Here is a 13428-nt window from a genome sequence, read left to right as displayed (position 1 = left end):
CAGGAGGTAGAGAACTTGACCCTGCTGTCCTACAGCTATTGTATCACGGGCATCTCTAAGCCTGCTGATATCTGAATTATTAACTTTCAAACTTATTATACGAGGAGGTACTTTATGGCAAAAGTCAGAAAAGATAAACGTGGACGTAACCTTCACAAAGGAGAATACCAGCGCCCGGACGGGCGCTATGCCTATGCGTACAAATACAATGGAAAACGGGTGTTTATCTATGATACGGATCTCGCCAGCCTAAGGAAGAAAGAACAGCAGATCCAGGCTGATTTGATAGACGGAATCCGGACATATGAGAGTTCCCGGCTCACATTAAATGATCTCTTCCAGGTATATATGGAAACAAAGACCAATTTGAAAGAATCTACGGAATCCAACTACCGCTATCTCTGGGAGCACTATATCCAACACGAATCTATCGCAGAAAAGGCGCTTTCCAAGATCCATAAAAGCGATGTCAAATTGCTGTACGCCAAACTGCTGCAGGAGGGCTTTGCCTCCAATTCCTTGGAAAGCATCAACAATCTGATCCATCCGGTTTTAGAGCTTGCTGTGGATGACGATTTGATCCGCAAAAATCCAAGCAACGGTGTCTACCGCGAGATGAAAACAAACGCTCCTGTGCAGCGTATCGCTCTCACTTCGGAACAGGAAAAGCACTTTCTCCAATACATAGAATCCTCGCCACAGTACTGCAGCTGGTTACCGCTTTTTGTAACCCTGTTAGGCACCGGGATGAGGGCATCCGAATGTACCGGTCTGGTGTGGGATGATATCGATTTTGAGAATAACTGTATCCATGTGGATCATGCGCTGATCTATCGCTCCATTCACGGGAATGCGCAGTGGTATATATCCACGCTTAAAACCAGAAACTCGGTACGCACGATTCCTATGATTTCCGCTGTTGCCCAGCAACTAAACTTTCTTTATGAAAAGCATATCGGCAAGCATGCAAAGCCTGGCCCCACATTGGATGGATACCACGACTTCGTGTTTCTCAATCGGTTTGGCCAGTTAATCAATGCTCATGGGATCGACCGCGCTATTGAGCGCATTCGTACAAGTTATAATGACGTGGAATCCACGCGGGCAAAAGAATACGACCGCAAACCAGAGCTGCTTCCGCATTTTACCGCCCACTGCTTACGCCATACCTTTTGCACAAGACTATGTGAGTGTGAGAAGGACCTCGCTGTAATCCAGCATTTGATGGGGCACTCTGATATTGAGACAACATTGACCGTCTATGACCATGTTTCCCCGAACCGGTTAAGGAAGGCAATGAATTCGTTAGATCAAGCGTATGTGTTTTGCCTTCTATAACGATGTTTGCATTCTTTCGTCCTCAATAACCTGAGTGCAGATGTTTTTAGGCGTTGATCATAGATTTCTCCATCTCTTCCGCTTAATTTTTCCGTAGCTTTTTTACAACTCTCACCTTATCGAAAACAGGTGTGTTCGCGCAAACCCTTTCATTTAGATCCCGAAGTATCGGCCGAAGCCGCTAAAACATTATACAGATTGCGGCCGAATTTTGAATTTACTCGCTTTGATGTTTCAAAAGTACTCATATATTCCAGTATGGTGATTACCAGAGTCGAGCTAACCACAAATGGAGCAAAATCCAGTGCACTTCCAGCAAGAAGAAAATAAAACCGCTGTCCGGAAAGACTTGGAATGTAGGTCCTTCCGGACAACGATCATTTGAGAGGAAATTTCTGTTTAAAATATGCTTACGTTTAGAATATTGGTGAACTGCCCAGAATAAATGAAATACAGGAGCAATTCCGAATGCTGTGACAGTCGCCGATAAAAAGACCCTTAAAAGCAATCATAGCCGACTAGTCGGAAAGGACGCTTGCATGAAAGTTTGGATCTATGGACGCGATGAACGGGAAATCTGCGCCATGTTCGCGTACTGCGTGGGCAATTCAGATACAATAATTGGATTTTCCGTTCAGAAAAGCGTTATAAGTTTTTTCCCTCAAGGGGGACTGACACAGCCTATGCAGGCTGCGATCCGCGGAGATCTCGATCAACTGCTGCTGTCCGATCTCACGCTGCTCGGAGACAGCACAGAGGAGATCCGTAAGCAGGAAACCGTATTTCGTTCTTATCAAGTTTCCATTAAGTCTGCCTGCAACTGAGACAGCAGCAGCTCCTGATACCCATCACAGCCGCTATGTCCGACTGCCTCGGCTGCCGGAGCAAGAACCGTGCCTGCACAGTTCCGGAGCAGTGCGCGGCTTTTTTCACTCAGCCGGACCTCTGAGCGGCACTGCGCATAATCTGCCGCCGTCATATGCCACGGATGCAGGCGATCCGAGTAGCGCGCCAGAAGCTGCTGGGCGATGGACAGACCTTTCCCGTCAAAGTCTCCCGAGTAGAACAGTTCTGTCCCGCTGGAAACAAGCAGATCCAGCAGACGGATCACAGCGATCGTTAGCTGTCCGGAGGTACAAATCAGCGGGGAATGAAAATGAGCGGCCTGATCGCACAGCTGGGTGAACACCATCTGATTTTCCACCAGGTAGGCTTTTCCTGAGGGACTGTCTCCCGCTGTTAAGCCAGCCAGATTGGTGAGAGTGAGGGTGCCGGCCTCATTCCGCAGGCGAAACGCGCGATAAGCCGGATGTTCTTCCGCGTCTGTATACAAACGGACTCCCACTTGTGTGACGAGACTCGATATGCTGTCGCATAAAATTCCGCAGTTATAGTAGAGGGCGGCCCGTTCCTCAGCCCCAGCGGGAAGCTCAACGCCCGCCTGCATGGACAGGAGATGCAGAAACAGCTTTCCGCCCAGGGTGTTGGTATCCAGGGCATGTGGATCTGACGTTGCGTAAGCGCTGAGAACGGCCAGACGGATCCTCTCATCCGGGTGGCGTTCCAGCCAATCTATGCTTTTACACGCCTGAAGGACGGCCCGCCGTACCGCATCCCCATCTTCGGGCAGGGCTTTCCGGATCAGCCGGTATCCTTCTCCGCACCGATGGGACAACTCATCCAGCCACCGGCGGCACAGCCGGCTCTGCACAGCGGCGGTGGCCTCATCGGTCACTCGCAGGATGCAGGCATCTATCTGGTCCCGGACTTCACGCTTGGTTTGGATCGTGGTGTCAAAATAACACTCTAGTACATCTTTCAAAACCGCGCCGCGATAGGGCGTACCCTGGAGCGCGGCCTCAAAGTCCGCGGTTTTGATGAGAAGCGGCGGGGAGAAGGAGCGGCCAAACAGGCCGCGGACAGCATCGCATTCCTCCGGCGTCGCGTCGGGCAGGCATATCGTCCCCGCCGGACGGCCGTAGCTGCGGTACTTTCGGAGAAGCAGCTCCAGAATCCGACGGTATGCGGGACGTTCGTGAAAAAAGGATGCGCAGTCGGCTGTCACTTGATTCATCGGCCATCCCCCTCCAATACCCGCTGAGCACCATTCCAGTGGTAATGCAGGATCGTGACCACCGAGGCGTTGCCAGGGCGGTGCAGCTCTGCAATATCCAGGCTTTTGACGTTGGCATAGCAGCCCCAAAGCGCCTGAGAATTCATGATGTAGTCAAAGTCCAAAACTCCAACCAGCTCAAACATGGCGCTGATGTTCCGCTCATCCACGCCTGCGAACGCCTCATCCAGAGCCAAAAGCATGGGACAGTGGGGGCCGCCCTTTTGATATTGGGCGGAAACCGCCGCGAAGAGGGGGACATACATGGCCATGGCCTTTTCTCCGCCGCTGAATTTGTTAAAAGCGCGGTCCGTCAGCCCTTTTCTCGGCTCCCCATCCCGTTCATACAGCAGATGAAATTCATACCAGGCCCGATAATCCAGCACGTCCCGGATCAGATCCGCGTAACTGACCATCTGACCCTCAAGCGCCGCATCCTGCCTGGCCTGCTTGACCTTCGCGCGAAAATGCATGGATACTCGCTGACTATCCTCCCGGGTCAGGAGCGCCCGGTCCTTATTTAACAGCCGGACTAGCTGCTCGGTGTCCAGCTGCGACTCCCCTTCCGCTTTTTTGGCCTTCCAGTCCAGACGGAAGGTCAATCCCATCGAAGTTTTCAGCGTCCCCATCAGGTCGGTCATATTCTTGGTCCACTGCTGGCTCTCTTCAATACGGGCCCGCAGTTTATGACTGATGGTCTCCGCCAGGATGTTTTCAAACAGCTCCCGGTCTTTTTCCTCCAACAGCGCAGCCGTCAGTTCGATCTTTGTCTGCATCTCCTGAATAAAGCCGTAGAGTGAGAGTTCCTTCCCCTCCCACTGCAGGCTGATGCACAGGCGCTGACGGAGCATTCCGGGCCTGGCCGCGTCGTCAAACACCAGCTCAATCTTAGGCTGATACTTCAAAAGCGTATTATTGTGCTGCTGATAGTTGTTGCGGAGCGCCTCGCCCATGCGTTCGGGTGTGCGTTCCCGATCCTCCGGGCGGACTTTTCCATACGCTTCTTCGGCCTGCTGTTCCAGGGGCCCATCCGATACGGAACACAGGCTCAGGCGCAGATCCTCCCCAAAATACTTCTCGAGGTCATCCTCTTCTATCACCGCGCCGCGCAGAAGTTCGTTGCGCTGCTGAAGCTGCTCCCGCTTGCCGCGCTGTTCTGCCTCCAGGGCGGCGCACCGCTTTCCCGCGTCGCTCATCCGCTCCTGCTGGTTCTCCATCTCCCGATCCAGCTCAGCGCGCCGCTGTGCCCTGGCTCTGTTTTCCGGTCGGCCCAGGAACTCCTGGATCACCCGGACCCGCGCCTGAGAGACCTCCTTCTGTTTCCGGGTCTGGGCATTGATCCTGCTCTGCGTGTCTGCCTGGTCGCGGAGCTCGGCAATGCGGTCCTCCGTCCACTCAACCGCGTCGGCCGCATGGAGCAAATCGCTGTAGCTAATTCCCAGCGAGCCCAGCAGCGCCTGATAAGATTCCGCAGCGTTCAGCGCCTCCTCATAGGCTTCTTCTGTCCGCATGTAGGGAAGTCCGCGGCTCAATTCACGGCTCTGCTGTTCAAGGAGAGCAACGACCTGCTTAGCTGACCGCTCCTGATCCAGGCACCGCTCCTTTCTGGCTTCCGCTTCAGACAATTCCTCCTGCGCCTGTGCCAGCATTTCCAGGGCGTGGTCCAGATCCACCACCGCAGGCAGCTGTTCCAGCTCCTCCTTCAGCCTCGCCAGCCGGCGTTCCAGCGCTTCCACTTCGGCTTTCTTCTCCCGCTCCAGCGCCTCCGCCCGCTCCAGACGCTCCTCCCACTCCCGGATCTGGCGCTCCCGGTTGGCGCGGCGCGCCGCGGCACCAACAAAACCGGCAGGCCCTTCCGCACAGCTGTGTCCATGGACGGTGCCGCAGCGAAATCTCCCATCCGGCAGCAGGGCAGTCCCCGCCCGCAGATCGGACCGGGAGATGCCGCACAAGCAGGCAAGGACCGTTTCCCGGAAGCGCGGATCCCCATCCGGGAGCAGGCTGGCTATGGGATCACCCACCGGCGGTTCCGGAGACAAAAACCGGTCCGGATATTCCCGGAGCAGTTCCCGGATCTCCTCCATATGCTCCTGCGGAACCACCAGCGCGTCCAGGATCCCAGCGTCGGTAAGTTGCGCTTCTAGGAGATCCCGCTCCTGTTGCCCCAGTTCCGGCGCAAAGTCAACGACCTCATAGAACGCCGCATGCGGGATACCCCGCATCACCAGCTGAATGCGGGTCGCTTGGATCTGATCCCTGCGGGGCGGTACAGGTTCCAGCTGCTTCCGAAGCCGCGTCAAGTCCCTCTGGATCTCGTCCCGTGCCTGACCCAGGTTTTTCAGTTCCATGTCTCCCCTGTTTTTTTCATTCTGAATCTGGCCGAGCCGGTCCAGATAACAGGAGCTGATTAAGTGGTTGACCGCTGTCCAGTCCGCGGGGGAGCGGTACTGCGCAAGCATCCTTTTTAAGCGCATCATGTCTTCCTGGGGAAAGCGGAGCTCCTGATTGCTCTCCTGCCGGCGCGAGAACGCTTCCAGAAGCTGATCCCGCTCCTGTTGTTCCTGCTGCTGCGCGTCGCGCAGCGCGCCCTTTGCTTGGACTTCCGCCGTATTTGCCAGATCCAACGCCTGGCAGGCGGCGTCATATGTATCTTTGGCCTGGGACAGCTCCCGAAAACACGTCAGCATTTGTCCGATCTGCTTTTTCCTCTGCAGGAGGGCGGCGGACAGGGTCCGGCTGTCGGCCTTTGGATCCTTTACCCGCAGTGCCTGTACATATTGATCGTGCTCCTCTCCCAGCAACAGAAGCTCATTCTGCTCGTTGAAATCTCGGATCCCATCGTCCACCCGGTCCCGCGCGTCGGACATCTGGTGCTCCTTCTGCCGCAAGTCCACCTCATTTCGGGAAATGCTGTGCTGGAGGTTTTCTATCTGACGCTCCCCCTCGGCCAGCTGTTCTGCAAACTGCTGACAGGCAGCCTCTTCCTCCTCCATCCGTTTCCGCTGGGCCTCCAGATCGTCTTCGCCCAGGGCCGCATACTGGGCCTTTGCCTTTCGGAACCGGGCCTCCGCATCTTCCTGCTTCTGGGCTTGATCACGGAGCTCCTGCTCCAGTTTTTCCAGATCCATTTTCACATCCTGAAGCTGGTTTTGGAGCTGCAGTGTTTTGGCATGCGATCTCAGGTAGGCCCGTCCCTTCATGCCCAGCATATACTGATTATAGCGGCTGTACTCATTACGGATGATCGCGGCATCCCGCATGGCCGCCTGAAAATCCCGCAGCGTGTCCTCCAGGGCATCCATGCGCTCCATGGTGCTGACCATGGCGGAGAGATCCTCATCTGTCAACACCTGAAGCGATTCGTTCAAAATTTTCTTCACTTCAGAGGGGCGGAAAGCCTCTTTGGACAGCTTTGGCGTGCGCACCTTGATGAGAAGCTGAATCAGCTGTTCATATTGGCGGATATCCCGGAACTGAAACACCCGGTCATTGACCAGCTGCTTATAGGTACCGGGTGCTTCTGCCCAGTTGTTTTCATCGCCAATCAGATTGCGGAGCTTCTGCTTGCTCAGAGGAAGCATCTGACCCCCGATTTTTTCGTAGAGCGAGACGCCGCCTGTCCCAATGCGGCGCCCATCACACAGGCAGAATCCCCAGAAATCGATCCCTTTCCCCTTCTGCGCCCGCATCCCAACGCCGATGGTGAGATATTCTTCTGTATCGGCTTTTTTGAACTCCAAATAGAGGTAGCCGGTGGATTCTTCCCGCTCCCCGTCTCCCAGGAGATAGAACTCCATTTTACGGTCTCTGGAGCCAAAGGGATCCAGGCGTTCCGGGCTTTTATTGCCATCCAGGAGAAATGGTATAAAACTCTGGGTTGTGATGGATTTTCCGGAGGCGTTATCGCCGCGCAGCAGGATATGTCCATCCTTGATTTGGAATTCCTCATGGTCATACAGCCAGAAATTCACAAATCCCAGTTTATTCATCTTCCAGCGGTTCATCCCCATCCTCCTCTCCAGGCTCGCCCCGATACCGGGCGGGATAGTGTCCTGTCCATTTTCCCACAGCGGGGCAGAGCACAACGCCTTCGGCCCGCTCCTCCAAAAGCATCCAGCCCGCCATGTAGGCGGTCAGCTCCTGGACCAGCTTTTCCAGCGGAAGCTCCCGCAGGCGGCGGCCCCACCCATCTCCATACTGCCCACGGCATTGGACCAGTTCGTGCTGAAATTCCCGCCGGGTCAGGAACACGGTATCATCTTCCCCGCGGGGATAGACGCCCGCCGTGATCTGATCCCGCAGCTGCGCGCACAACAGCAGCGCTGCGTCCGGGATGGCCGCATCACGCGGATGGACCAGTCCAAAGCGGTTTTCCTCATCCAGCACAAAAAATGCGCCGTTTTTGTGGATCTGAAGTTCTCCGCCCAGTGCTTCTCCCAGATACCGGTTCAGCCATGAGCGCTGGTTTTTCACATAGTCGTAATCGCTGTGGTTTTGTTCAGACCAATAGAGCGCCGGCGCCAGCGTCAGCTGCCGGTATACCCGCTGGATCCGTTGACGTCCGCGTTCCGCTTCCTCTCCCTCCCACGAGAAGGCCTCGAAATCCTCAATGGATCTGCACTTCATGATATCACGGCCAAAATGAACGGGGAAGTGGCGGGATAGTCCCGTATTCTCATAAAGGACCTCCTGTGTCTGATCGTTTCCAAATCCCTCGCTTACGCCGTCATAGGCCAAAAGCATCCCGGTCCGCTGTGCGTACTGGAGAACCCGCACCAGGGCTTTTCTATGGGGAAACCGGGTCCAATCCACCGGCTGCACCTCCGCGAGGATCGCTTCCAAAGTTTCGGTCAAAGAGGAGAGCAGGAACTGCTCCCCATCATCCAGGTCTGACAAGAAAAGCAGCATACCGCACAGCAGGCAGTAATCCAGCTTTTCCTGAAATTCCTGTATCCCCATCCAGGCCATTGCCTTCGGCGGCACCTTTTCCAGTTTTATCACCGATTCATTGACGATCAGATTCCAGCCCAGCTGTTCGTTCACAAGGCGGCGGTAATTGGGCAGCGCCCGCTTGACGGAAAAATACAATCCCTTGTGATCCGCGCGCGTCACCCAGAACCGGTCCAGCAAATACCGAAACTCATACATATCCATTTCCCTCAAACACCAGCGTACAGTCCGGCATGGTCAGTGTGCCATCCGTACAGATCAGGTCACATGTGCCCTTCCCCCGCTTTTGCAGCGAAAAACGCTGTCCGTACTGCGTGTGCCCGCAACCATCCGGGGCGAGATTCGCCATGGCCACCCACGAGAGAAATACCGTCCGCACTTCAGGCGGGACAGGATCGGACAGGGCGGAAAAGTCCAGCCTTCCATCCCGAATATACCCCATGACCTTCTCCTGGAGCCGGCGCTCTTCCTCCAGGATCTTCTGCCGCTGCGCCGCTTTTTCCGCGCTTTTATCTGCGAATCCGCTGCGGTCCATGCGGGGCTTATAGGTCCGCACTCTTGGCTGCAGGGCGTAGTCCATGGGCGGTTCTTCATAGGTGCTCAAGTCGATGCGCTCTGTCTCACGCTCTGCGTTTACGGTAAAGTGCCTGCACTGCTGGGCACCGAATACCAGGGCCGAGAGCCTATGCGCGTCCTCGATGGACGCGGCACTCGCAAACAGCGTCATCAGATGGTGCAATTCCGCTTTGTTGCTGACGCCCATGTTCTGCATTTGGACTAGGATCGCCGCGTTTTGAACCACTCTGCGGATCACTTCATTCGTGACATCCATGACCTGTCTGGCTGTTGAATCTTTTCCGGTGAACCAGCCCATCAACGACTGCCATACGCCCTGCTCCTTCTGCCAGAGTTCTTCCTGCCAGAGAGGGGTCTGCTCAGAGTGCGGGCGTGGAATCTCCAACGCGCTTTGATGGACGAGCGCGAGAATACGGTTGACCTGATCCCCTGTAAACGATTCCAGCAGCGCGCCGATCTGTGCCGCGCTGCTCTGAAGGTCCTGAATAAAATCCTCCAGGTAGTGGATCAGATGCTGCTTATAGGCAATGAACTCCGCTGATTTCATCTGTTTTTCCGCGTTAGGACCGTAAAATTCCCGCAGGTAATCCTGATGATTCTGGCGAAGACGGCGGAAATCCTCCTGCAGCTCCTGCCACCATTCCCCGATCTCTTTCAGGGACATCCCTTCCAGATGTTCAGCCGTATGTAGAGCCGCCTGGAGACGGCGGAACGCGCTGGAGGAAAGTCCTGTCGTCCGCGTATACAGGTTTTCCAGCGTGATTGTCATACGCTCCACTTCCAACGCGGCTTCCGTCATCATGTACTGAAACTGTCGGTTTTTAAAATCCGTGATCGTGTATGCCTTGTGGGGGTCCTGAATCGGAGTCAGATTTTTCCATTTTGCCAGCTGATCCAGGTCTGATATGAGCTGCTCCGCAGTATATTCGACGAAAAGAGGATCTTTGTGCAACAGGGTCAAAATGGTGTCCTTATCCAGCTGATAGTGCATTTTTTGATATTCCAGATAGAATGTACGCATGATGGCCCGGTAGGAAATGTAGCTCTCCGCGGACAAATATCTTGTCTGCGGGATGCTCTCCAGCAAATCTGCCTGCAATGCCATCCGCATTCCTCCCATCGTGATACTCGTCATGTGAAACGACGCTTTTAAGAAATATTAAATATAGTATATATGACTCGCCTGTATTTCGCAATCGTGATCGCTCCTGAATGGTATCTCACATGACGAAAACCCGCAGCAATACGGCGATGTCTAACCAACAGCTGCGGCCGCCTCATCAAAACATTTTCTCCTTAACCTGCACTTAATTTTAAGGGAAAGACTTAACGGCTGAGGGAATTATTTTAACCTGTAATAGCAAGTGTTCTTTCCGGCGCCCTCCCGTTTTAGTTCGCCGGATGCCACCAATTTCCGCAGCGCCCCTTCGATGGAGCTGATACTAAGTGACGGGCAAAGCTCACGGATGTCCTGCTTCGTAAACCGGCCGATTTTCTCCATGGTAGCCCGGCGCACAGTCTCCAGGGCAGGAAGTTTGGTCTCCACCAGAGCAAAGCGGTCTTCAAAATCCTTGTAGGCGGAAAGAATAGTCCCCAGCAGATACTTGATGAACGGAACCACATCTTCAGTACCTTCATGCCATCCAATCTGCGCCTGGCCCAGGACATCATAATAGAGGTCCTTATTTTTTGCGATCTTGGCCTCTAGTGAGATATATTTGCCCACATAGAACCCGCTGCGGTAGAGCAGCAGCGTGGTCAGCAGGCGGCTCATTCTGCCGTTTCCGTCGTTGAAGGGATGAATGCAAAGAAAGTCGTGGATGAACACGGGAATAACAATTAGCGGCTCCACTTCCATATTCCCAATGACCCGGTTGTACTCCTCGCAGATCCTGTCCAGGGCCTCCGGGGTTTCATAGGGGGCCAGGGGCGTGAACAAGGTCTCCACATGGCCGTCGGGATAGGTGGCGCTGATGTAGTTCTGCACGCTTTTGGTCCTGCCCGCCATGGGATTGTTCATGTGGCTATAAAGGATCTTGTGGAGCTGCAGGATGTAGTTCTGGGTGATGGGGATGGCGTCGAAGTTCTCGTGAATGAGGTTCAGCACATCCCGGTAACCTGCGATCTCCTGCTCGTCCCGGTTTCTCGGCGCTGTTTTCTCCTCCACAAGCTGTCGGATACGGGTGTTTGTGGTCACGATGCCCTCAATGGCATTGGATGCCTCGGTGCTCTGCACCTTTGCGATCTCTACCAGTTTCTCCAATTCCGCTGGCCGCTGTTTCAGGTACAGTTCCTGCTTTCCGGCTTCTTTATAAATCGCCGCGACCAGGCCCATAATCTCCGAGTCCCACTTCTGTTCCCGGATCGCGGAGTAATTGAATGTACGCATACCCTTATGCCCCCTTTATTCCCTTAAATTTTACCATAGAATAAGGGAAAGTTCAACTCTTGGAGAAAACTTTCCCTTACCAGTATATCAGTTTTAAGGGATACTATACGTCTGTAAGGGAAATCAATCCTGTTTCCGCCACAGATTTTCTCCCGCAGCGTTTCTTATGTCCCATAGTCTTTTTGACTTAGCAATTATCCTCGCTTCTCTCCTCCGCGATCTTCCGATGGAGGTCCAGCAACTCCTGCTTCATCTGTTCTCCGGTCAATTCCCCTCGGACCCACTTCTCTGACAGGAACTTTGCATCCGCAGAAACTGGTACACCCTTGATCGCGTTGATCGCATCTGCGGTTTTGAGGGCCGCAAGCCTTTTATGGAAATCCTCTTTCATTTTTGTTTCACTCCATATCGTGATAGTAGAACGGGACCGCCAGCGTACCGGCGGTCCCGTGTCTTTTCATCCAAGGATTTTCATTTGTAGTAAAATTGTTGTAACTGTAGTAAACCTGATTTCTCACAAACCCAGGTTTCATGCGGGTTTGCGGGCTGTCCATCAGTCTAATGGCTTCATTGTGGGGAACAGAAAACCGGTGCTCTGTATCCCCCCGCAAGTTCCCATATCCTCAGCATTGCCCGGAAGCTGGGCCATAATGTTCTTATATTGTTTCATAATATTCCATCGTCACTTCCTCAACTGGTGTAAAATCAGGTGTAAATTAACTTACCCGGATCTTCCCCTCAAGATTAACGAAGCTGGCCACTTTTCTTTCCTTTGTAGCTTCATTGTAAATATTCATTGTTGTCGTGATATCCGCATGCCCCATGATTTCCTGAATAACCTTGAGATCTTTCTCGTTCTCGCAAAAGCGAGTGCAAAATGTATGCCTTAGGTTGTGGCATGAAAAATGCGGTAGGAGCTGCGGTGCTCGCTTTTCTTGCTTAGCACGTAACGTTTCCTCAGCATTGTAATCTCGGCATATTCGTTCAATAGCTCGATTGACGCAATGCGGACTAATTGCCTCACCGTATCTGGATGAAAAAATGAATCCACTATAACCATCAATCACAGTATCATTGAAGCCATCTTCCATTTGACGAAGTCGCTCCTGGAGAAGAGCACGCCGAACTTCCTCAAGCATCGGAATAATCCGGATTCCCGCACTTGTCTTAGGCGTTGTAACGTGGAAACCCATCTTCCCTGTTTTTTCACGTTTGCGATAAACCAGGTTATGATTTATGGAGATTATTCCCTCAGCAAAATCGCAATCTTGCCATCTTAACCCTACAACTTCGCCGATTCTGCACCCGGTCCCGAGCAACACAGTAAAAATAGGTAGCCAGTGTTTGTAGGTCGGCGATGAAGAAACATAACTAATAAAAGCAGATTGTTGCGATTCTGTCAAGGCTTTTCTTTTCGGTTTTTCCCAGTTGTGGGTTCTTTTGATCTCGTTCATGACACCATCAGTCGGATTCAATCGAATGATGCCATCCCGAACTGCAGTAGAGAAAACCGGATGAAGTATGGTATGGATGATTTCCATACTGTTAGGCTTAAAGCCTTTTTCATGAATCAGCGACAGGTAAAATCTCTTGATGTCACTATACTTGATATTGGCCAGCTTCATGTATCCGATTTCATCTCTGACATACTTATCATACATGTACTTATAGTTTCCTCTGGTAGATTCCTTGATCTCAATCTTCTGGGCGATATACCGATCAAAGTGGCCGTTCAAAGTCGTTCGGTCCGCTTCATGTGTATGTATTCCATCTTCGAGATCTCTGCGAATCCGTTTCTCCATTGAGCGCAGTGATTCGTTGCATCTCTTACCGGATGGGATCCGATCCGTATCTACCAGTTTCCAACTATATACGCTTTTTCTCTCCCCCTTTTCATCGTAATACCTGTACTCATACTTGCCATCGCTGCGTTGTAATTCCCCTTGTCTTAGGAGTCGTCCTTTATTATCGCGTCGTTTTTCGGACACGGTTACTCCTTTCCAAGAGCCTCCTAATTACACATTTAATTATAATACAGGAGCCTCTTTTTTTCAACCTGTGC

9 protein-coding genes are annotated in these 13428 nt (G+C 53.0%); 2 read left to right on the top strand and 7 right to left on the bottom strand.

What is annotated here, in order from left to right; all coding sequences use genetic code 11:
* Window positions 1–114 precede the first annotated feature (114 nt).
* On the top strand, window positions 115–1338 hold the full coding sequence (locus tag B5F19_RS01005) for a site-specific integrase (RefSeq protein WP_087286680.1): 1224 nt from the start codon (window positions 115–117) through the stop codon (window positions 1336–1338).
* A gap of 539 nt (window positions 1339–1877) precedes the next feature.
* Window positions 1878–2162: a hypothetical protein gene (locus B5F19_RS16990; RefSeq protein ID WP_140394133.1), complete on the top strand. Its 285-nt coding sequence runs from the start codon at window positions 1878–1880 to the stop codon at window positions 2160–2162.
* On the opposite strand, the gene B5F19_RS01000 is transcribed toward B5F19_RS16990, so the two are convergent.
* From B5F19_RS01000 to B5F19_RS00970, 7 genes are all read right to left on the bottom strand, one after another.
* Window positions 2132–3412 carry a TIGR02679 family protein gene (locus tag B5F19_RS01000; protein WP_087286678.1) on the bottom strand — a complete coding sequence of 427 codons (1281 nt, stop codon included), beginning with the start codon at window positions 3410–3412 and terminating at the stop codon, window positions 2132–2134. The genes B5F19_RS16990 and B5F19_RS01000 overlap by 31 nt on opposite strands.
* Window positions 3409–7455: a TIGR02680 family protein gene (locus B5F19_RS00995; RefSeq protein WP_162612488.1), complete on the bottom strand. Its 4047-nt coding sequence runs from the start codon at window positions 7453–7455 to the stop codon at window positions 3409–3411. The genes B5F19_RS01000 and B5F19_RS00995 overlap by 4 nt, the downstream gene beginning before the upstream one ends.
* Window positions 7433–8599, bottom strand: coding sequence for a TIGR02678 family protein (locus tag B5F19_RS00990; RefSeq protein ID WP_162612487.1), 1167 nt, complete (start codon window positions 8597–8599; stop codon window positions 7433–7435). Before B5F19_RS00990 ends, B5F19_RS00995 begins: the two co-directional genes overlap by 23 nt.
* Window positions 8592–10082 (bottom strand): TIGR02677 family protein, encoded by a 1491-nt coding sequence (locus tag B5F19_RS00985; protein WP_087286673.1) that lies wholly within the window; start codon window positions 10080–10082, stop codon window positions 8592–8594. Before B5F19_RS00985 ends, B5F19_RS00990 begins: the two co-directional genes overlap by 8 nt.
* Window positions 10083–10319: 237 nt before the next feature.
* A complete protein-coding gene (locus B5F19_RS00980; RefSeq protein WP_087286670.1) occupies window positions 10320–11366 on the bottom strand; it encodes a Fic family protein in 1047 nt (348 codons plus the stop codon).
* A 187-nt stretch (window positions 11367–11553) separates the two neighbouring features.
* Window positions 11554–11757 (bottom strand): antitoxin VbhA family protein, encoded by a 204-nt coding sequence (locus B5F19_RS00975; RefSeq protein WP_087286667.1) that lies wholly within the window; start codon window positions 11755–11757, stop codon window positions 11554–11556.
* Between the two features lie 325 nt (window positions 11758–12082).
* A complete protein-coding gene (locus tag B5F19_RS00970) occupies window positions 12083–13354 on the bottom strand; it encodes a tyrosine-type recombinase/integrase (RefSeq protein WP_087286664.1) in 1272 nt (423 codons plus the stop codon).
* Between the last annotated feature and the right edge of the window lie 74 nt (window positions 13355–13428).

Source organism: Pseudoflavonifractor sp. An184 (assembly GCF_002160305.1).
In the GTDB taxonomy this organism is placed as follows: Bacteria; Bacillota; Clostridia; order Oscillospirales; family Oscillospiraceae; genus Lawsonibacter; species Lawsonibacter pullicola.
Note: the sequence above shows the minus strand (reverse complement) of the source record. Positions and strands in the feature narration are given on the sequence as shown.

What these genes read in the sequence shown, in the direction of transcription:
- B5F19_RS01005 (WP_087286680.1), top strand. Translation starts at nt 115, where the DNA reads ATGGCAAAAGTCAGAAAAGATAAACGTGGACGTAACCTTCACAAAGGA.
- B5F19_RS16990 (WP_140394133.1), top strand. Translation starts at nt 1,878, where the DNA reads ATGAAAGTTTGGATCTATGGACGCGATGAACGGGAAATCTGCGCCATG.
- B5F19_RS01000 (WP_087286678.1), bottom strand. Translation starts at nt 3,412, where the DNA reads ATGAATCAAGTGACAGCCGACTGCGCATCCTTTTTTCACGAACGTCCC.
- B5F19_RS00995 (WP_162612488.1), bottom strand. Translation starts at nt 7,455, where the DNA reads ATGAACCGCTGGAAGATGAATAAACTGGGATTTGTGAATTTCTGGCTG.
- B5F19_RS00990 (WP_162612487.1), bottom strand. Translation starts at nt 8,599, where the DNA reads ATGTATGAGTTTCGGTATTTGCTGGACCGGTTCTGGGTGACGCGCGCG.
- B5F19_RS00985 (WP_087286673.1), bottom strand. Translation starts at nt 10,082, where the DNA reads ATGGCATTGCAGGCAGATTTGCTGGAGAGCATCCCGCAGACAAGATAT.
- B5F19_RS00980 (WP_087286670.1), bottom strand. Translation starts at nt 11,366, where the DNA reads ATGCGTACATTCAATTACTCCGCGATCCGGGAACAGAAGTGGGACTCG.
- B5F19_RS00975 (WP_087286667.1), bottom strand. Translation starts at nt 11,757, where the DNA reads ATGAAAGAGGATTTCCATAAAAGGCTTGCGGCCCTCAAAACCGCAGAT.